This is a genomic window from Flavobacterium sp. RHBU_24 (genome assembly GCF_046613695.1).
GTDB lineage: Bacteria > Bacteroidota > Bacteroidia > Flavobacteriales > Flavobacteriaceae > Flavobacterium.
On record NZ_JBKJHD010000020.1, the window covers coordinates 19,417 to 40,492 of the forward strand.

General features: G+C 45.6%; 15 protein-coding genes and 1 pseudogene. 12 read left to right on the plus strand and 4 right to left on the minus strand.

Annotated elements, in window-relative coordinates:
- Positions 1-277: 277 nt before the first annotated feature.
- The 6 genes and pseudogenes from ACLI09_RS15615 to ACLI09_RS15640 all read left to right on the plus strand — a co-directional run bounded on the left by ACLI09_RS15615 (position 278) and on the right by ACLI09_RS15640 (position 13,366).
- On the plus strand, positions 278-3,346 hold the full coding sequence (locus ACLI09_RS15615) for a SusC/RagA family TonB-linked outer membrane protein (protein WP_411420573.1): 3,069 nt from the start codon (positions 278-280) through the stop codon (positions 3,344-3,346).
- 11 nt (positions 3,347-3,357) lie between these two features.
- Positions 3,358-4,835, plus strand: a pseudogene (locus ACLI09_RS15620) (RagB/SusD family nutrient uptake outer membrane protein).
- 12 nt (positions 4,836-4,847) lie between these two features.
- Positions 4,848-6,299 (plus strand): SusF/SusE family outer membrane protein, encoded by a 1,452-nt coding sequence (locus ACLI09_RS15625; protein ID WP_411420574.1) that lies wholly within the window; start codon positions 4,848-4,850, stop codon positions 6,297-6,299.
- 1 nt (position 6,300) lies between these two features.
- The gene (locus ACLI09_RS15630; protein WP_411420575.1) at positions 6,301-8,055 is read left to right on the plus strand and encodes a glycoside hydrolase family 66 protein; all 1,755 of its coding nucleotides are present in this window, start codon (positions 6,301-6,303) and stop codon (positions 8,053-8,055) included.
- A gap of 82 nt (positions 8,056-8,137) precedes the next feature.
- Positions 8,138-10,816, plus strand: coding sequence for an MGH1-like glycoside hydrolase domain-containing protein (locus tag ACLI09_RS15635; protein WP_411420576.1), 2,679 nt, complete (start codon positions 8,138-8,140; stop codon positions 10,814-10,816).
- Between the two features lie 30 nt (positions 10,817-10,846).
- Complete coding sequence (locus tag ACLI09_RS15640) at positions 10,847-13,366, plus strand: TIM-barrel domain-containing protein (protein ID WP_411420577.1); 2,520 nt, start codon at positions 10,847-10,849, stop codon at positions 13,364-13,366.
- Here ACLI09_RS15640 and ACLI09_RS15645 read toward each other — a convergent pair.
- Positions 13,356-13,511, minus strand: coding sequence for a beta-propeller fold lactonase family protein (locus tag ACLI09_RS15645; RefSeq protein ID WP_411420578.1), 156 nt, complete (start codon positions 13,509-13,511; stop codon positions 13,356-13,358). The two genes, ACLI09_RS15640 and ACLI09_RS15645, sit on opposite strands and share 11 nt — an antisense overlap.
- Before the next feature lie 268 nt (positions 13,512-13,779).
- On the opposite strand from ACLI09_RS15645, the gene ACLI09_RS15650 reads away from it, so the two are divergent.
- Positions 13,780-13,998 carry a hypothetical protein gene (locus ACLI09_RS15650; protein WP_411420579.1) on the plus strand — a complete coding sequence of 73 codons (219 nt, stop codon included), beginning with the start codon at positions 13,780-13,782 and terminating at the stop codon, positions 13,996-13,998.
- A gap of 20 nt (positions 13,999-14,018) precedes the next feature.
- Here the strand turns inward: ACLI09_RS15650 and ACLI09_RS15655 are convergent, their stop codons facing one another.
- From ACLI09_RS15655 to ACLI09_RS15665, 3 genes are all read right to left on the minus strand, one after another.
- Positions 14,019-14,678: a nucleotidyl transferase AbiEii/AbiGii toxin family protein gene (locus ACLI09_RS15655; RefSeq protein ID WP_411420580.1), complete on the minus strand. Its 660-nt coding sequence runs from the start codon at positions 14,676-14,678 to the stop codon at positions 14,019-14,021.
- Positions 14,671-15,135, minus strand: a complete 465-nt coding sequence (locus tag ACLI09_RS15660; RefSeq protein WP_411420581.1) for a helix-turn-helix transcriptional regulator — start codon at positions 15,133-15,135, stop codon at positions 14,671-14,673. The genes ACLI09_RS15655 and ACLI09_RS15660 overlap by 8 nt, the downstream gene beginning before the upstream one ends.
- 212 nt (positions 15,136-15,347) lie before the next feature.
- On the minus strand, positions 15,348-15,719 hold the full coding sequence (locus ACLI09_RS15665; protein WP_411420582.1) for a hypothetical protein: 372 nt from the start codon (positions 15,717-15,719) through the stop codon (positions 15,348-15,350).
- Here ACLI09_RS15665 and ACLI09_RS15670 point away from each other — a divergent pair.
- From ACLI09_RS15670 to ACLI09_RS15690, 5 genes are all read left to right on the plus strand, one after another.
- A complete protein-coding gene (locus tag ACLI09_RS15670) occupies positions 15,718-16,209 on the plus strand; it encodes a hypothetical protein (RefSeq protein WP_411420583.1) in 492 nt (163 codons plus the stop codon). The genes ACLI09_RS15665 and ACLI09_RS15670 overlap by 2 nt on opposite strands.
- 8 nt (positions 16,210-16,217) lie before the next feature.
- Positions 16,218-16,514: a hypothetical protein gene (locus ACLI09_RS15675; protein WP_411420584.1), complete on the plus strand. Its 297-nt coding sequence runs from the start codon at positions 16,218-16,220 to the stop codon at positions 16,512-16,514.
- Positions 16,515-16,547: 33 nt separating this feature from the next.
- The gene (locus ACLI09_RS15680) at positions 16,548-16,949 is read left to right on the plus strand and encodes a hypothetical protein (protein WP_411420585.1); all 402 of its coding nucleotides are present in this window, start codon (positions 16,548-16,550) and stop codon (positions 16,947-16,949) included.
- 7 nt (positions 16,950-16,956) lie between these two features.
- Positions 16,957-17,244, plus strand: coding sequence for a DNA-binding protein (locus ACLI09_RS15685; protein WP_411420586.1), 288 nt, complete (start codon positions 16,957-16,959; stop codon positions 17,242-17,244).
- Between the two features lie 1,154 nt (positions 17,245-18,398).
- Positions 18,399-21,056: an ATP-binding protein gene (locus tag ACLI09_RS15690; protein ID WP_411420587.1), complete on the plus strand. Its 2,658-nt coding sequence runs from the start codon at positions 18,399-18,401 to the stop codon at positions 21,054-21,056.
- Positions 21,057-21,076 lie beyond the last annotated feature (20 nt).

A 21,076-nucleotide genomic window follows, 5' to 3' on the forward strand; every position in this document is an offset into this window, starting at 1 on the left:
CTGAATTCATTTACACAATCAACATTTTTGTTTCTTGAAAATTATCGAATTCTTCTTTTTGGCGGCAGATCGGCTGATTTTAGCGGTTTAAAAATCTATATGCTTTAAAACGTTGTAGTAAATTTAATGTTTTGTTAATCAAATATTTAATTTTTCAATAGACCGTTGTATGTCTTGATTTTTCTTGACGGCTTTTCGTGAGCCGTTTTTAGTTTCCCGTTTTTTGTTCCTTTGTTTTGCCGGCAACGCTAACCCAAATTTTAAACAAAGAACACAGATGAGATTAACATTACAAATTGACAGAACCAGGAAGCCTCCCTTAAAGGTTTTGCTACGGCTTTTTTTGCTGGTAGGGTTGTCCAATGTAGTACCTTGTTTCGCCCATGCGGATCTCAGGGTATTTCAAAATCCTGCGCAATCACAAAATGCCTCGGGTATTATATATGATGAAAAACACCAGCCATTACCGGGAGCTTCCGTGGTAGAACAAGGTACTACAAACAGCACCACGACCGATGGCGAAGGTAGATTTACGCTTACCCTTACTACAGCAAATCCGGTGTTGGTTGTATCCTTTATCGGATACAGGGAACAAATTGTTCCGGCTACCGGTGCTTTGATTGAAGTACAGATGGAAACAGAAGCTACTACACTTGAAGACATTGTGGTAATTGGATACGGGAAAGCGCGTACCAAAGACCTTACCGGCGCGGTAGCCACGATCGACCTGAATAAAACCAAAAACCAGCCTGTCGCAGATATCGGTCAGGCTATGCAGGGCCGTGCGGCAGGCGTGCAGGTCATAACCTCGGGGGAGCCGGGCAGTAATGTGACTTTCCGTGTGCGCGGTACAGGAACTATCACGAACAACAACCCGCTTATTGTGGTAGATGGTATGCCCCTGAACGGGGGGCTTAACCAGGTAAACATGAACGACGTGGAGTCGATCAGCGTACTTAAAGATGCTTCTTCTACGGCTATATACGGGGCCCGCGGCGCTAACGGCGTTATAATTATCACCACGAAGCGTGGAGGCAAACAGGAGGGAAGCACCCTTACCTTTGATACGTTTACGGGTATACAGAATGCCGCTAATATGGTTGATGTGCTGAACGCATCGCAATTTGCAGCCCTTAATAATGATATGCTTACCAACGGCGGGCTGACGCCGAACCCGGCATGGACGGATCCCGCAACCCTGGGCAAAGGTACAGACTGGGTCGGGGCGTTGTTTAATCCTGAATTGATGTCGAGTTATACATTGTCCTATGGGAACAAGAGCGAAAAATCAAACCTGTACGTATCAACCAATTACTTTAAGCAGAAAGGTATTGTCTTGGGTACCGACTATGAGCGCTTTATTGTACAGTTCAACAGTGATACAAGGTTTAATGAGCATATTAAATTTGGCAACAGCCTCAAGCTGGCGCATGATATCAAAAGCCGTGGCGATTACAATATACAAAATGCGCTGCTTGCCAATCCTACCCAAAGCATTACCGACGATACCGGCAACTACACAGGACCTACAGGAAACCCACTTTACTCCGGCGATATACTAAACCCTATAGGGCAGGCCAAAAGGGTAGCGACCACGACCAAAGGCTATAATCTCCAGGGCAATATTTTTACCGAGATTACTTTACTTAAGAACCTTACCTTCAAATCGCTTGGCGGGCTTGAGGCAAACTTTTGGTTTGACCGCACCTGGTCGCCTAAATATTCCTGGGGATCGGATGTACAGGCGAACTCTTACCTGTCCCAGGCTACCAACAGGAGTATTACCTTGCTGTGGGATAATACCGTTACCTACGACGCCCGCTTTGGTAACCACCACGTAAATGCAGTATTAGGCAGCAGCGCCCAACAAAATAAGTATGACTTCCTTAACGGGTCGATACAAAAATTTGCCAGCGACAACACGCAGCAAATTGACAACGGCACATTGCAACCTACCGTAGGCGGCAATGCGTCAGAATGGGCCTTGATGTCTTATTTGGGCCGGGCAAATTACGACTATGACGGCAAGTACTACATTACGGGTACCATCCGCCGCGACGGCTCATCACGATTTGGGCAGGGAAACAAATGGGGCTGGTTCCCTTCGGCAGCACTTGCCTGGAGGATATCATCCGAAAAATTTATGGAAAAAGTTACCGCGGTAAACGACCTTAAACTGCGCCTGGGTTATGGTATTACCGGTAACCAGGAGATTGGCAACTACGCGTTTTCGTCTGCTTATAATACAGTGCTGTACAACTTCAACAACAGCTATGTTAGCGCTGTAGTACCTACTGTCCTACCTAATACGAATGTAAAATGGGAAGGGCAGGAGCAGTTTAACGCCGGCTTCGATGCCGCGTTATGTAACAGCCGTATCAACCTGACCTTTGATGCCTATGTAAAGAATACCAATGATATGCTTGTGCCTATGTCGGTGCCGGTAACATCAGGGTATTCCGATATTTATGTGCCTTCAATCAATGCAGGTAAAATTGTTAACAAAGGCATTGAACTTTCGCTTTCCACAAAAAACCTCACCGGGGAATTTCAGTGGGGTACCGATGTTGTATTCTCCTATAATAAAAATAAGGTTGAAAGCATTAACGGCAATGCCCCAATAATTACAGGGAGCACCGGGCTTAACAGCAGCATATCGTTAATACAGGCAGGATACCCGGTAAATGTATTTTACGGGTATGTAGCCGATGGCATTTTCCAGACACAGGCTGATGTCAACAGCCACGCGGTACAAATGCCGGGGACCAACCCCGCTACGAGCACAGCGCCGGGAGACATTCGCTTTAAGGACCTCAATAGCGACGGGATTATTAATGATAAAGACAGGACGTTCCTTGGCAATCCGAATCCTAAATTCACTTACTCGCTGAACAATACTTTCTCTTATAAAAATTTTGACCTGAGCATCTATTTCCAGGGTACCTATGGCAATGATATTTATAATGCCAACCGCATGTATACTGAGTCCATGTCTATCGTAAACAACCAAACAACGGAAACCCTTGGCCGCTGGAACGGAGTGGGGACCTCTAATACGATGCCAAGGGCGGTTTACGGGGACCCTAACAGTAATGCAAGGGTGTCGAGCAGGTTTGTCGAAGACGGTTCGTACCTGAAGCTTAAAAACATTAACCTGAGCTATACATTTCCTGAAGAAACCTTTAAAAATATGTTTTCGTCAGCCAGAATTTATTTTTCGGCACAGAATGTATTTACGATAACGGATTATAAAGGTTTTGACCCGGAAGTATCGGTAAACGGCATTGATAATAATGTGTACCCTGTTACTAGGATATTTTCTTTAGGATTAAACGTTGCATTTTAAAAACTATGAAAATGAACTATACGAAAATTTGTCTACTATTTTTATTATCACTTTCATTGGTACAATGCAGTGATGATTATTTGGATAAAACCCAGCCTGATACTATTAATACAGGCAATTACCCAACCAATGCCGAAGAACTGGTTACCATGGTGAACGGCGCCTATCAGCCCCTGCAATGGGCAAAGCTGTATAACTTAAGGATGTGGACCACAGATATTTTTGCCGGGAACAGTGTAGTGGGCGCGGGCGGCGGCGAGGACGGCATTGAAACCACCAATCTTTCAAACTTTGTGACCAATAGTGCTAATGAAGGCGTGCTCGACCTTTGGCGTGGGCCGTGGCCGGGGATACTCCGTGCCAATATTGTGCTTAAAGTAGCACCGGACCTTAGCATTGATGAAACTGTGAAGAACCGAAGCCTCGGTGAAGCGTATTTCTTAAGGGCCCAATACTACTTTATACTGGTGCGTTTTTTTGGCGATGTGCCGCTTATAACTGAGCCACAGAGTTCTGATAGTGACCTTTACCCATCCAGGACGCCTGCTGCCGAAGTATATGAACAAATAATCAGCGATCTTGAAAACGCTGTTGAATTGCTGCCTGTAAAACAGGAATACACGGATGCTGATAAAGGCCGTGCCGCTAAAGGAACTGCTGTAGGCATGCTCGCTAAAGTGCATTTAACGCTGGGCCACTGGCAGGAGGTGGTAGACCTTACTACCCAACTGGAGGGCATGGGTTACAGCCTTAATGCTAACTATGTTGATAATTTCAGGACTGAGACCGAGAATTCGGGCGAGTCGTTGTTTGAGGTGCAGTATGTGGCCAATGCAGGTTATGATTTTTGGAGTAACGAGAACCAGGCTTCGTGGACCAGCACCTTTATGGGCCCAAGGAGTTCCGGGCTTGTGGCGGGCGCCTACGGCTGGAACCAGCCTACCCAGGAGTTTGTCAATAACTATGAGGCAGGCGACCTGCGTAAAGACGTTACGATCCTGTATGAAGGGGGGCCTGCTTTTGACGGGCAGCAATATAGCCCCTCGTGGTCGTTTACAGGGTACAATGTGCGTAAGTTTTTGGTGCCGTTAAGCACAAGCCCGTCGTTTGATAACAGCCCGCTTAATTTTCCTGTGCTGCGCTATGCTGATGTGCTGCTGATGAAGGCAGAGGCACTAACGAACTTGGACAGACCTCACTGGCACAAGCCCCTCTAAACCTTGTACGCAATCGTGCCGGCCTTCCGGATATTGCCTCCGGTATGAACCAGGCCGATTTCAGGGATGCGGTGCTCAGGGAGCGCAGGGTCGAGCTGGCATTTGAAGGCCACCGTTGGTTCGACCTTATACGGGTGAACAACGGCCAGTATGGCCTTAACTTTTTGCACTCCATCGGCAAAACCAACGCAGATGAGCACCACTTGTTGCTGCCCATCCCTCAGATAGAGCGCGACCGTAACCCTAACTTATCGCAAAACCCAGGTTATTAAAAATATTAGATCATGAAAAACATTAAACCTATAAAATATTGGGCCGCCCTTCCGCTTGTAGCATTACTCCTTGTCTTTGGCTGTAGCGATGATGACCTTCAGAACAACATCCCGCAGGCAGGGCCATTACAGCTGTCGGTTTCAGCAAACGAAATGATACTGGAGCCCAGCATGTACCTGAATAACTTTAAATTTTCGTGGACTACAGGCACGAGTGAAGGTACGGGGTCTTCTATTTCTTACAAACTGGAAATCGACAAGGCGGAAAACAATTTTTCGAACCCTATCGAGTACGACTTCGGTACGAATAAATTTGCGTTCGACCTTAATGTGGCCACGCTAAACCAGATATTGCTTACCACTTTCGGTGCACAGGCCGGTACGCCTATAGCTTTACAGGCGCGGGTTACGGCGACATTTGCAGACGGAAGCGTCAGCCCGCAGACTTCTGTGGTTGATCTGCTGTTTACGCCGTACCGCCCCCTGACGACGACCTTGTTTATTGTAGGTGACGCTACCCCCAATGGCTGGGATATCGCTAACGCCACTGCGCTGGTGCCGTCGTCTGCCAACCCTGTTGAGTTCGTGTACAATGGCACGCTCAGTACAGGCAACTTTAAATTTGCCGTAAGCCAGGACGGCTGCTGGTGCCAGGATTTTTATACAAAGGACGGTACCGATGCCAACAAGATCGTATACAACCAGGGGGGCAGCGGCGAAGACCTGCAATGGACGATTACCGAATCCGGTATGTATAAGGTTACCGTAAATGTGCTTACCCTGACTATTATTATAGAAGCGGTGGACGCGCCGCCGTTCACACAATTGTGGATTGTTGGCGATGCCAGCCCAAGCGGATGGAACATTGATAGCCCACAGGCATTTACCGCTACTGATAACCCGTTCATTTTCACTTACGAAGCTACACTTACGCCCGGTAACTTTAAAATATTGGCCGGCAATACCGGGGACTGGTGCGGACAGTGGTACAGGCCGCTGGTTGACAACCAGGTGCTGTCTGAAACAGGCGTTGCCCAAAATTCAGGATGCGATGCAGATAATAAATGGCTGGTTACTTCCGAAACGGCCGGCCGGTACAAGATCACCCTTGATATGGCTAATAATGTCATACATATAACCCCTGTTGACGTGTACATAATTGGTGATGCCTCGCCAAACGGGTGGAGCATGGGCGCCCTTGCACCGATGAGCAAGAGCGGCAGTACCTATACCTGGACAGGTAACCTTGCCGCGGGCGAATTTAAGTTTACCAAGTTCAATACCAACTGGTGCGAGGGCACGGAGATCGTGGCAGCTTCTGCTAACCAAAGCATCACTAATACCAACTTTAACTACCGTGATAATTGCGAAGGCGATGATAATAAATGGTTGGTAACGGCAGCACAGGCCGGTAACCATACCATAACCGTAAACCTTGATACTAATACGCTTACCATAAACTAAGATGATAAAAAGAAAAATAACGGGAGTGCTGTTTGCCGCGGTTTTGGCAATGGCCATTGCCTGTAACGACGATGAAGGCGGAGCCATACATTATATCCCCGATCCGGTTGCAAATACAGTGGAGCTGGTTACCGACAAAGCCGCTTACAACCCGGGTGATGCTGTCACGTTCACGGCAGATAAAACCTACGATAATGCTTTTATACGGTACATGCATTTAGGTACGGTACTGGAAGAAGTGCCCATGACGGGAACCGGCTGGACATGGACGCCGCCCACAACGGATTTTCAGGGGTATATGGCTGAAATTTCTATCCGGAATGCCGATAATTCGGAAGAAGTTGTGGCTACGGTCGGTATCGACGTATCATCTGACTGGGCTAAATTTCCACGCTATGGCTTCCTTTCAGAATACGGGCAGCTGAGTGAGGACGAGATGGCATCCGTTATCACTAACCTTAATAAATACCACATCAACGGCATCCAATTTTACGACTGGATGTACCGCCAGCACCAGCCCCTTGCCGGTACGGTAGCCAATCCTGCAGCTGTATGGAACGATATTATGAACCGTGATACCTACAGAAGTACGGTTGAGGGATATATTACCCAGGCACACGGCAAAAACATGAAGGCCATGTTTTATAACCTAGCCTATGGTGTACTTAGCGATTATGACCCTACGGCGATAACCCCGCAAATGTTCATCTACAAAGATGCCGGCCATACCACCAAAGACTTCCATGAGCTTGGCGCGCCCTTCATCAGCAGTATCTACCTGACTGATCCCGCCAATACCGGTTGGCAAAACTATCTGGCGCAGAAGACTAACGACGTATACAGTGTCTATAATTTCGACGGGTACCATATTGACCAGCTGGGCGAAAGGGGCAATGTGTATAAGTATGACGGCAGCAGTGCCAACCTGAACAACGCATACCCATCGTTCATTTCGGCCATGAAAGCTGCAAAACCCGATAAGGATTTGGTTTTTAACGCGGTTAACCAGTACGGGCAGCAACAGATGGCGAACAGTCCGTTGGATTTTTTATATACCGAAGTATGGTCGCCGAATGAGGGCTTTAAAGACCTTACCGATATCCTTGCGAATAATGCCTCTTACAGTAACGGCACCAAAAACACGGTGCTTGCAGCGTATATGAACTACAATAAGGCCAACGGGCAGGGCATTTTTAATACGCCCGGAGTCTTGCTGGCCGATGCTGTAATCTTTGCTTTTGGGGGTTCGCACCTTGAACTGGGCGAACACATGCTGGCGAAGGAATATTTCCCGAACAACAACCTGAGCATGACCGCCGAGCTCAAAGCATCACTGATGGAATATTATGACTTTTTGGTAGCCTACCAGAACCTGCTGCGCGACGGGGGCACGTTTACCGAGCCCACTATAAGTACCGGCGATGGAAAATTGAATTTAGGAAGCTGGCCGCCGAGCATGGGCAAGGTTGCTGCTGTAGGAAAACAGGTAGGTAGCAAACAGGTGGTACACCTGATAAACTTTACCAATGCCAATTCCTTAAACTGGCGTGATACCGGTGGCAACCAGAATATCCCTGCCGATATCAAGCAGGCTATGGTCAACCTGCAAATTGCGGGAACCCCTACAAAAGTATGGTATGCCTCGCCGGATTACAATGGAGGAGCGCCTATGGCGGTGGCCTTTACACAGAATGGCAATTCCATCAATTTTAAAGTCCCTTTCCTGAAATACTGGGGAATGATTGTGGTAGAATAAAATTAATCAAGTGGGTTGATTACTGTAAAGTGCCCCCTGTGTGAGCAGGGGCATTTTCATAATGCTAAACTTTTATAACGCAATGCAATACAATATTACTACAGGTATGCTGCGCACGACACTTTTGGCAGCAGGCCTTTTAGCGGCAGCTTCGTGCTCTAACAGTTCTAAAATACTCTATACATCCAAAGCCTATACACTATACAGCGATAAGGTTATCCAGGGCAGCAACGATGCAGTTGTGCATACCCCGGGTCATATTTCCTCCAGTTACCAAAGTACTGCCAGCAGTTTTTTTTCGAGAAAAGTAAATTTTAAGGTCAGTATAAATGAAAAAGACATGGAGATGGCACCGGGCAGGGACCATTTTATAATAATAGGCGCGGAACACGAGTCGCCGGTAATAACATTTGGCAAACTGTTGCAGTATGGCTCCGCCACCGAAGATACATACCTCCCGACTAATTACGAATATACCTTTAGGGTAGATATGGGCGAAGTGATAAGGCAGTTTGATACCAAAGGTTACTACACGGCTTATGACGGAACAAAACTTGCGAAGGCAGATTTTAAAGGGTTTTACATTGCCGGTGATGCCCGCCCTTTAACCTGGGATTTTTCGAACCTTCATGAGAACAACCTTAAGCTGCAGGACCCGGACGGGGATAACATTTACGAGCTAAAAGTGATTTTAAATCCGGTAGCAACCGGGGCAAGCGCGGTAAAGGACTGGAAACTGAGTTATGATATATCGGGCAAGCCAACATATACTTCGGAACAACCCATAGTAGATGCCCTTTTTAAGATGAGTACCGAGGAGGCGCTAATCAATATAGAACCGGACAGCACCTTCAGGACCGGGGCGAAGTGGGGCGGTGTATGGACACGTGATATCAGTTACAGCATCCTTTTAGCTTTCGCTTACCACCAGCCCGATGTTGCAAAGATAAGCCTGATGAAAAAGGTAAAACGCGGCCGTATTATCCAGGATACCGGCTCGGGCGGTGCATGGCCGGTATCTTCTGACCGCACGACATGGGCACTTGCCGCCTGGGAAATTTACAAGGTTACCGGTGACACAAATTGGCTGGAAAGCAGCTATGCCATCATAAAAAACACCCTCGATGACGATTATAAGACCCTGTATAATACTAAAACAGGATTATACAGGGGCGAGTCTTCGTTTTTGGACTGGCGTGAGCAAACCTATCCGAAGTGGATGGACAACCGGGATATTTATGCATCCGAAAATCTCGGGACTAATGCGGTCCATTATAAAACCCATACCATACTTGCTGCCATGGGCAGAATACTGGGTAAGGACGTAAGTGTGTATGAAAGCCGTGCTGAAAAGATTAAAGCCGCTATAAATAGTTATTTATGGCAGGAAGACAAGGGCTATTACGCGCAGTACCTTTATGGCAGGGAGTACCTTAGTAGTTCGCCCAGGTTTGAGGCCTTAGGGGAGGCATTGGCAATACTTTTTGAAATTGCTGATAAAAGCAAGGCATCCAGGATTATTTCTGAATCTCCCGTAACGGAATTCGGCGCCACCTGCATCTACCCCCAGATACCCGGGATACCGCCCTACCATAACAATGCGGTATGGCCTTTCGTCCAGTCGTACTACAACCTTGCAGCAGCAAAGGCGGGTAATGAAACCGTTCTTAATTTCGGCCTTGGCGCTATTTACCGACCCGCTGCACTGTTTCTTACCAATTATGAGAATTTTGTGGCCTCCAATGGCGATTATGCCGGGACAGAGATCAATTCGGACCACATGCTGTGGAGCATGGCGGGCAACCTGGCCATGGTGCACCGTGTGTTTATGGGCATGGAGTTTACAGAAGAGGGGATATTGTTTCGCCCTGCTGTGCCAAAACAATATGACGGGGTTAAAAGGCTGGAGCACTTTAAATACCGGAATGCCGACCTGACCATAACAGTTAATGGCTACGGTAACCGTATTTCGGGTTTTAAGCTTGACGGAAAAGCGCAGGATAACTATTCTGTACCCAATACGATGTCCGGGAGCCATATAATAGAAATCGAAATGCAAAACAATGATTTTAGTGGCGGCATAAACCTCACCGACAGCCATTTCAGCCCTGCAAATCCTCAGGCCAGGAGGGATGGGGGTACGCTAAAGTGGGATGCTGTAACAGATGCCGTGTCGTACACGGTATATAAAAACGGTAGTGCTATCGTGACCACTACGCGTACTGATTACCCCATGCTAAATGATGCTTTCGCTGAATATAAAGTAAGCGCCACGGATGCCAAAGGATATGAAAGCTTCACGTCCGAACCGATACTGGTTTATCCGGCGAATAGCGAGCGCAAAGTACAGATAGAAGACGCCGCGGATAATTCTGCCAAACCGTACATCAATTTTGAAGGCACGGGCTTTTCAGAATTATCCAAAGCCAGCAATCGCGAGGTAACCCTGAAAGTGACTGTGGCTACTGCGGGAAGCTACCATGTGGATTTCCGTTATTCAAACGGCAATGGCCCCTGGAATACGGATAACAAATGTGCGATAAGGAGCCTGTATGCCAATGATGATTATCAGGGTGTTTTGGTGATGCCGCAGCGCGGCGCCGGTGAGTGGTCGGATTGGGGCTATACCAATAGTTACGCGATACCGTTACATGCAGGTGAAAATACAATCAAAATCGTTTTTGAAGAGTGGAATAATAATATGAATGTGGATGAAAACACTGCAATGGTCGATTTCATGCGCATTATCAAAATGAATTAAATGCTTCTGAACCAATTAAAGCCTACAATTATGAGAAAATATATTGCCTGCATGATCCTGCTTTTTACGCTTCTGCCTATACGCGGCTTAGCCCAGAATACAGCCCCCAAAGAGCAAACGCTGGGCAACTGCTTGTCGTATGCCATAACAGGCAACCGGATTATCTTTGATTGTGAGAACAATGCGAAAGTACAGCTGCAGCTCTGTAGTGGCGAGGTGCTTAAAGTATGGGTGTCGGCAACAGGGAATTTCAGCCGCAGCAATCCGTCGTTTGCGGTCATAGAGGAAGACCTTGGTTGGAACGGTACTATTGAAGTCAAAGAAGAGGTATCGGCCTATGAACTATTTACCGCGTCGCTTCGCATCCGCGTAAATAAATCACCTTTTAAATTGCAGGTTTTTGACAAGTACCAAAAACTCCTGTTCAGCGACTACAGCGAAAAGGGATTTGTAAAGCAGGGAAGCAGGCTGGCATCCTATAAAACGTTGCGCAGTGATGAGCAGTTCTTTGGGCTGGGCGAAAAATCGGGCCCGCTTAACCGCCGCGGCCGCAGCTATAAAATGTGGAACAGCGACCAGCCCTGCTACGGCGCCAATGAAGACCCGCTCTACAAGAGCATTCCTTTTTTTATGAGCTCCAACCATTATGGTATTTTCTTTGACAACACCTACAAGACCGAGTTTAAATTTGGCAGTGAGAGCAATGACTATTATTCGTTTGAAGCACCCGAAGGGGAGATGGTCTATTACTTTATGTACGGCAATGATTATAAGGAGATTATTAAAAACTACATAGGTCTGACGGGCAAACCCATCATGCCGCCAAAATGGGCACTTGGTTTTGCACAATGCCGTGGCAATTATACCCGTGAAGACCAGGCGCGTGAAATAGCCGCCGAATTCCGGAAACGACAAATCCCCTGCGATATTATCTACCAGGATATCGGTTGGGTAGACGGCCTGCAGGATTTTGACTGGAAAAAAGGGAACTACAGCAACCCAAGGCAAATGGTTGCCGACCTGGGTAGTATGGGCTTTAAAATGATCATTTCGCAAGACCCGGTTATATCGCAGGCCAATAAAAAACAATGGGATGAAGCCAATGGCAAGGGCTACTTTACGACAGATATCCGTACCGGGAAGACATACGACATGCCCTGGCCCTGGGGCGGCAATTGCGGTGTGGTAGACTTTACAAAGCCCGAGGTAGCCGACTGGTGGGGCGCTTACCAGCAAAAGCCGCTGGACGACGGCGTCCGTGGTTTCTGGACCGATATGGGTGAGCCTGCCTGGAGCAATGAAGATGCTACCGACAGGCTCAACATGAAGCACTATCTGGGCATGCACAGCGAGATACACAACGTGTATGGCTTTACCTGGGACAAGCTGGTTACCGAGCAATTCTACAAACGCAACCCTAACAAACGCATCTTCCAGATGACACGCGCATCGTATGCCGGCCTGCAGCGCTATACCTTTGGGTGGAGCGGCGATTCCGGCAACGGGAATAATGTACTCGACGGATGGCAGCAGATGGCCAACCAGATACCCGTAGGGCTTTCCGCAGGCATGGGGCTTATCCCGTTTTGGGCCTGTGATATTTCGGGATACTGCGGCGAGATCAAAGACTATCCTGCAATGGCTGAGCTGTATGTGCGATGGATGCAGTTCGGTATTTTTAACCCCCTTACGCGTGCCCATCACGAGGGGAATACCGCGGTTGAACCCTGGCTTTTCGGTAAGGGGGCAGAGGAAATCACGCGCAGCGCGATCGAATTAAAGTACAGGCTGTTCCCTTATATTTATACCTATGCACGGGAGGCACATGATACGGGCCTGCCGCTGATGAGGGCAACTGTCCTGGAATACCCAAATGACGCAGAAGCCTATAAATTAAACGGGCAGTTTATGTTTGGGAAAGAACTATTGGTAGCCCCCGTGGTGGAAAAAGGGGCTATCACGAAAGAGGTATACCTGCCCGAAGGTGAATGGATTAATTTTAATGACGGTAAAACGGTATACCGTGGGGGGAAATGGCTTACGGTGGATGCCCCGCTTGAGGTAATCCCGCTCTTTGCAAAAAAAGGCAGTATTATCCCTACCATGCCGGTAATGCAGTATATTCATGAGAAAGAAAATTATCCGGTCAGCCTTGAAGTGTATCCGGCTAACATAAACCAGGAAGCCACCTTTGCGCTGTATGAAGATGATGGCGAGAGCCGGGGGTATGAGAAAGATATTTATTGCAAAACCAATTTCAGTTGTCTCACTGTTAAAGGGGGATTAAGATTTATTATAAATGCACCAGAAGATAAAGGCTATATGCCAGAGGGCCAACGTAACTACGTCATTAAGATACATGCAGCTGCCCGGCCAAAAGGTGTTGTTATAAATGGTGCAAAGGCAAAAAAAATAAAGTTACCCGAGTTAGAGAAATTGGCCGATACCAATTTTGAAAACATAAATTTTACCTATGATGAGGCTGCTGGGATACTGTATATAAAAGTCCCTGATACCAAGAAGCAGATTATAATGGAAATTACCTACTGATTATTGATAAGCTGGGGGTATACAGGTGCGCGGATTGGATGGACGTATCTGTTTTAGCCAATGCCCCTTTTTTTATATGCCTGTTGTATGGGACAATATTGTTGCTGTTCTCATTGGCCAGAAAAAGGAGCCTACCTGAGGGCATTATCACTATCGGGCATCGTTAGAAAAAATATCGTCACCGCTGCTCCGGCATTCCTGATTCTGGCCTTTGAAAGGTCTACAGATTGAAGCAAACGGGATTGCATTTCGTTGTAGCTGTATAAAGCGACTGTTGCATAACGTTCATTCATTGCAGCAAAGGACTTGCCATCAGGGTGGAATCCTAAGTGAGATAATGCAAGGTTTAGTAATCCATCAACCGCCCCGCTATGGGATGTGAAGGGCGGGTTGGTGTAATTTAACAGGATGCAATGGTTCTCCAAAGTAGCCCGCAGAAATTGAAAGACCCGTGTGCCCCGGAGATGATAGCCTCTGGCGAGGAAGTCAACGGGGCACTGTGCACAAGCACAAGTCGGAGGCAGGGAAGGGGCGAAGTGCGGAACGATATGCTTATAGTTGAGCTGAATTTACTTTTGGTTATCAGTTCAGGAAGTGAATTTTTATCATTTGTTGTATCGTTGCAAGAGTAAGCGTTTTAAAACCTAACCAATTATTGCTGCCAGTACGCTGCTATTGCGAGTTCGAAATCTTCCTTTATAAATTCCCAGTAGCGGCCGCGCAGGCACTCCGGGTCGAAGTCGGTGTCAGCTTCTTCAAAATGGGTAAAGTTTGTCAATATCAGAGTGAGGTCGTGGCTGTAAGGATACCGCAAGGCATGCAGCTCCAGCATCCGTGCAATCGGGTAGGCGGGGAGTAACTCATATAGGTCAAAAAAGTCTTTCTTGCGGCCGCCGCGTTGAATGATATCGACCTTCATGGCGATAATCTCTTCGGTGGTAGCCATACGGATTCCGTTAACGGATAGTGTATCCTGCATGAAAGGGTCCGTGGTGTAGAAAAGGTCGAGCTTGATGGTGTTTTCAGGGTCCGTACCCAGGAAGTAGGAACGCCCCATACCCACGGGACCTGAAGAGACTGGTTCTAAATGTGCGAAAAGCCCCGAAAGTACCTGTTCTATGCGGTCAAAATCAATACTGCCGTAATCCGCATCGGTAAAGAGGTCGATATCCACGGAAATCCTGTGTCCGTGTTGCAGGGATAGTGCCGTCCCACCTACAAGGCGGAACGGGTGCAATTCGGGTAGTTCCATCAGTTGCAGCAAGGCTTGTTGTAACAATGGATTTACGGTATTCCAGTACATTTTAGCCATGCAGTTTTGTTATTGTTTGGCGCACCTTTTCGTTTCCGTAAAAGCGCAGTAGCTCTTTTTTCTCGGTGAGGTTTCCCCGTTCAAAAATACGCCTGATTACCGCCGGGCCTTGACGCTGCCAATCGATTTTGGCTATGTCGGTATCCCAGAAAAGGGATTTGCGCAAGCGTGAAAGGTCGGGGGTATGGGCGGCTGCATTTTTTTTCTTTATCCGTTCAATGTCGTAATACGCCTGTAGCATTACCAGGGTACCTTCTTCGAGCCCCAGCACCTTTTCCAGTTTGAGCGCCGTAGCGGTGGAGAGGTCGCGCTTGCCGAGGATAACCTGGTTGAGGCTCTGCGGGAATTCCCCAATGGAGAGGGCAAAAGGGCGTTGGGCAAGTTGCCGTTTGGCCAACTCGCGTTTTAAAACGGCACCGGGATGTATGCCTTTATAGCGTTCAAATTGCTTGTCCATAATACAAATATAAGCAAATTTGCTTATATCGATACAACATTAAAAACAATCTGATGTAGTTGGAAGCCCTTAAGTTGTTTACGACCGGTTAACCCATATGTTATTCGGGGTGTGCACCTGTCTTATACCCGTTATCACTAAAGATCCGGTAACATGGATATTATTCAATTTAGAGGACTTTTAATCTTTGTCCCAATTACTGCTGGCCAGGCTCATTTTTTTATAATCATCCAGCTTTTTGAGGGATCATCAAGGAGGCTTTGCAATTCGCTATCTATAATGTCCCGTATATCATTTTTGACTTGCAGATAGTTTTGCTGTACCTGCCCCGGTACTATCTTCCTGACCGGCTGAATATCATGATAGCCTTGTTCTTCTTTTCTCAGGGCTTGGCGGTCGTTTTGTATTTCGGCGTGAAACCCCTTTAGTGTTATCGGACAGTCGGGTTCATCTGCTACGATACCCACAAATTCGCCCGAACTCAGCTTAGCTATTTTTGAAGGGGGGATGGCGCTTTCAAGTTGGCGTGACTGGCTGACTGATGTATCATTACTGTTAATGGAAAGGCTTTGCCGTTTTTGCATGATCTTACCGAAACGTTCTGACAGTTGTTTTGCTGAGTCGCCGTTTACCTGCCCCGAAATAATATTACCGGTGATATGGCTGAAGCTAGATTTTAAAAATACCGATGATAAAGGAAATTTTAAAATAAAACAGTTCGGTGAGAATTACGGTTATGACCTTCTAAGTGTACTTGAAAAGCATCCGATCAAAGAACTGAAAAGTGAATATAAGGATGATTTAATTGACTCTTTGAAAAAGGGAAATATCCAGTCTGCCACGTTCATTAAAGGTGATCAGGAGGTAAAACAGTATATTGAGGCAAATCCACAATACAAAAGCATTAACCTGTATGATGCTAACATGAAGAAATTGGAAGGCCGTCAATCTCAAAGTGAAAAGCAGGGTGAATCCCAAGGACAATCTTCGAGAAAAGACAACAGTAAGGGCCAGTTCGGAGAAGAAAATGAGCCTGGTCGGAAAGAGACAAAGAAAAGGGGGCAATCAATATAGTGTTGACGATGAGAGCGCTGTTAGCACTGTCTGATTTCTTTCAGGCAATCGATAACGACCAGCGAATAACAATGCGTCATATTGGGTTATATGCCGCATTGTTATATATCTGGGAAACGGACGGCTTTAAAAATCCCATCTGTCTATTTAGTAAAGAAATAATGGCTGTGGCAAAAATATTTGCATCCGCTTCTTACCATAGGTACATCAAACAACTTGATGAATATGGTTATATCAGATATGAACCTTCGTTTAAAAAGAACCAGGCAAGCAAGATTTATTTACTGGCCTTAGTTAGCACATAATGATGATTAAAAATTTAATTGTGAACCGACTATATGGAACAAATATCATTTGAGCAGTTAACTGCACTTGTGTCTGGCCTGCTTACCAGGGTATCTAGGTTGGAACAATTACTTTTTTTACGTCCAAGAATCAATGATAACCAGTGTAATTCGAGCCTTTCGAAACAAGAAATAGCACAGTTTTTTTATATATTGATGGATGAGAAAATATTTTTTTTCGATGCTTATGACCCTCAGCACAACCGGAAATGTTTCCAGGAGTTTATCCAGGATCATTTTACCTATTATGGGGACAAGGGGGAACAATCGGCCATCACAGCCATTAGCAAGGAGTTTTCCGAGGCAAAAGGGTACAGTTACAACGACAAGCACCTGCGTTTTTTGGATAAGCTGATTGCGTTGCTGCAAAGGCGCAAGACACGGTTAAAAAAATAGAAAAGCCATGAACGAAAAAAAGAAAGACAAAAAGGAGAGGGCTTGGCTGGCGTTGAAGGAACTGCTGGGCCCGTTATATACTAAACTTGAGGCGATAGACACCCTACTAAAAAAGGATGGCATCAAGACGAAAAAATACTACCGTAACGAGGATTTGAAATTGCTTTTCGGCTTGTCAAACAATACCATCATCAAATACCGGCAGAGCGGTGTTTTGCCTTTTACAAAATTGGGTGACATCTTTCTGTATGAAGCCCTAAAAATTGACCGGATACTCAGGCAAAACCAGCCGTAATGAAAATTCTTATGATGTTATAATATATTTGCCAAGTTATAGTATACGTATTATTGTAGCTGTCTATGGGTTAAGAATTCACGTTGTAAAGGTATGTTTCACACCATGAAAATAGACTAATCGTTGTCCCAAATAATAGTATAAAAAAGCGGTTACCCAACCGCAGTAATAATATCTTCCTTTATAATTTCCCAATAATAGCCTTTCAAAGAGATGGACTCAAAATCATCATCTGCTTCACTAAAGTTAGTAAAAATTTGGCTTTAATTAAAGATTAGTCGTGTGAATACTTGTAGCGTTTTTCATGAAGAGCTAATCATTTCAGCGATGGTGTGTTTTGGTAATACTTCATAGAGTTTTTTGGGGTGGTGCGTTGCACGATATCGACCTTCATCGCTATGATTTTCTTCCAAGGAAGCCATCCTTAAATTTTCAATTATAACAGGTTCGTCCGAAAGGGATTTGTTGTATAATAAAGGTCGAGCTTAACGGTGTTATCCTTATCGCTCCCCACCAAATAGGACTTGCCCATTACTACAACGCCACCGAAATTTTTATCAGCGTAATTGAATTAATGCACCTGTATTTTTATGAAGTCCTAAAATATTTTTTAGTAAGGTATTTATCAAAGGCTTCGGGAGGCAGGAGATGTACAGACCATAACGACAGCACTTATTAACTGATGATTAATACAACTAATGGCTTTTATAAAAATAATTGGTAATTAGGAGATAATACCGTAAATTTAAAGCTAAATAATTGCTCAGCTTTTAGTTGACCTATAAGTGTACCTGTTAAATTGGATAACGGAAAACATCGGTATTTACTGAGATTTAGATATAGGTTCCGGAGCCTCTTTCTCCGCCACCTGGAGTTTACGACTAAACTTCTAAAGAACAGAAACCTTTGAATACATCAGTATTTGAAGGTTTTTTTATTTCCCCGGGAATCGAACCAACTTCGGATACCCGGTAAAACCGAACATTTGGTTTTTGAAAACCAAAATTGCCACCATTTTACCACAGGCTTATACTATGAAAAATCACTGGTGTATAAAGTTTTAACACGGGTTTTAGAAATCTTACTTATTGAAGTTGGCAACTAATAACCTTCCGTGTTAGGTTAATTATATATTTGCAAAAAAATACTGTTATATGGAGATGATCAGAGATTTGTGTTTTGCAGGTAGAAAAATTGAAACGATTTTAAAAAGTAACATTATTTTAATTCCTCTTTTCATTTTTACTTTATTTCCGGCACATCTCACCGCGCAGCAAACGGCAGATTCGCTGAATAAACTACTTAAAAATGCCCATGGAGTGCAGGAAGCAGAAATCAATGGTGAACTGGCGACATATTATCTGAGTACAAACCCTGATTCTGCCATTTTTTATGCCCAAAAGGCAATAACTACAGGCCGGCAGCTGAAGAACCATCGGATTGTAATACGCTCCTACGCAAAAATTGGTGAGGCCTGCCAAAAGCAGAATAAGATGAAGGACGCCATTGCCAATTACCTTAAAGGACTTGACCTGGCAGAAAAACATAATGAAAAATCTTTGGCAGGTACCATATACAACGGGATAGGGGTTTGCTACTTTTACCAAAACAATATCAAAAAGGCAGAGCATTATTTTAAATTGGCAGCTAAGGCAAAAAAAGATGCTAACGATTACCAGTACTATGCCTTTATATCCACCAACCTGGCGGGCCTGCAGATTACGAACCAGTCCTATGCCGAAGCTGTAAAAACACTCCGGGATGCCGAAAAGACACTGCTGAAAAACAGGCAGGAGCAATACCTCTCAACGGTATACAATTCACTTGGGGCGGCCTACCAGGCTGTAAAACCTGACTCGTGCCTTTACTATTATAATAAAGGTGTTGACCTTGCTGTAAAGTACAATGACCTTACCGGCCAAATGACCGCCAACCAGAATATTGGTGACTATTATCTTGAAAAGAAAGATTACCCGTCAGCAATCCAATACATGAAAAAGGCCATAGCGGTTAACGATAAGCGACCTGAAGACCCATTTAAGCCTGCACTGTATGACCGCATAGGGCTGGCTTATGAAGCCATGGGGGATTTCAGGAATGCCTACAGTTACAAAAAACTCGAAAACGAGGCCCGCCAGCGCATATTTTCCGTGCAGAAGCAAAAAGAAGTTGATGAGTTGGAAATCAGGTATCAAACAGAAAAAAAAGAAAAAGAAATACAATTGAACAAGCAGGAAATCGAGCGGGGTAAAAACCAGCGTAACCTGCTGCTTTTTGGCGCCACACTGGTATTTATCGTTGCCGGGTTTATAATGTACCTGTTTATACAGCGCAGGAAAATTATACAGGAATTTGAGCAGGAAAAGCTAAAAATGTTCGAAAACATATTCCATGAGATAAGAACTCCGCTAACGCTGATTGACGGGCCGATACAGTTGATAAAAAATGATGCAGGGCTAAAGAACACCGAACAGCTGGTTCTTTTAGAGCGAAATTCCAAAAGGCTCACGCGGCTGGTTAATGAACTGCTGGATGCATCCAAACTTGGCAAGGGAAGTTTCAGCCTGGACCATACGACAGGTAACATCGGCGATTTTATCGATGACATTACTGATGGTTTTGCAGCCGAGGCAGCTTCGGACGGTAAAAGAATCATCAATGAAAAAAGCAATGTTAACGGATATTATTCTTTCCCGTCGAATGCTTTGGAAAAAATAATGTCGAATCTCATTGGCAATGCTTTAAAGTACAGTCCCGCGGGTAGCGAGGTAAAGGTTATTTCGCGGCTAGGGCAGGAGGAGCTTGTGATAGAAATTAAGGACAACGGTCCGGGCATTCCTCAAAAAGAACAAAAAAAGGTATTCAGGAGGTTTTTCAGGGGCAAATATTCGTCGGGCACAAACGGTACGGGTATCGGCCTTTCATTGGTAAAAGAGCTGGTAGAACTGGCACAGGGAAACATACAGATGCAAAGCACACCTGTAGGAACATCATTTACAGTTACGCTGCCGGTAAAGCAACTGCAAAATATTCCTGAGGCCGTTTATGCCGATAGCGATACCCCTACGCTCCTGCTGGCTGAAGATGATGCTGATACAGCCGCGTTTACCATTTCGGTGCTACAGGATAGCTTCAGGGTCATCCATGCCAAAAATGGACAGGAAGCGATAAGCATAATTAGCGAAAGCCTGCCCGACATTGTACTTTCTGACATTATGATGCCCGAAAAGGATGGCATTGATCTGTTGAAAGACATTCGTTCCGACCAGGTGTCGAGCCACCTCCCTGTGGTGTTGTTTTCGGCAAAGGCATCGTTAGAGAGCCGCCTTACCGGGCTCAGCCACGGCGCAGATGCTTATATTGCAAAACCTTTTTCTCCCGATGAACTCAGGCTGACCGTACACAACCTGTTCACCACAATGCAGCGCAACAGGCAGCTGTACCAGTCGGCAATAAAATCGGCAAAGATATTTGAAGAGCGTATAAAAAGCGATAATGCCTACGTAAATAAAGTCATCGAAAGTATTATCATGAATATTGGCGATGCCGAATATTCGGTTAATGAGCTTTCATCAGACATGGCTGTGAGCCGGAGCCAGCTGCACAGGAAGCTTGCGGCGCTGACAGGATTCTCTACCACAAACTTTATACGTATGGTGCGCCTCGAAAAATCGAAGGACTTGCTGCTTGCCAATGACGGTAACATTTCGGAAATAGCATACAAATGCGGGTTTAACAGCCAGTCTTATTTCACAAAATCGTTTACAGAGCATTTTGGTGAACCTCCAAGCCATTTTGCTAAAAATCAATAGATTTTCAGGATGTGCAACAA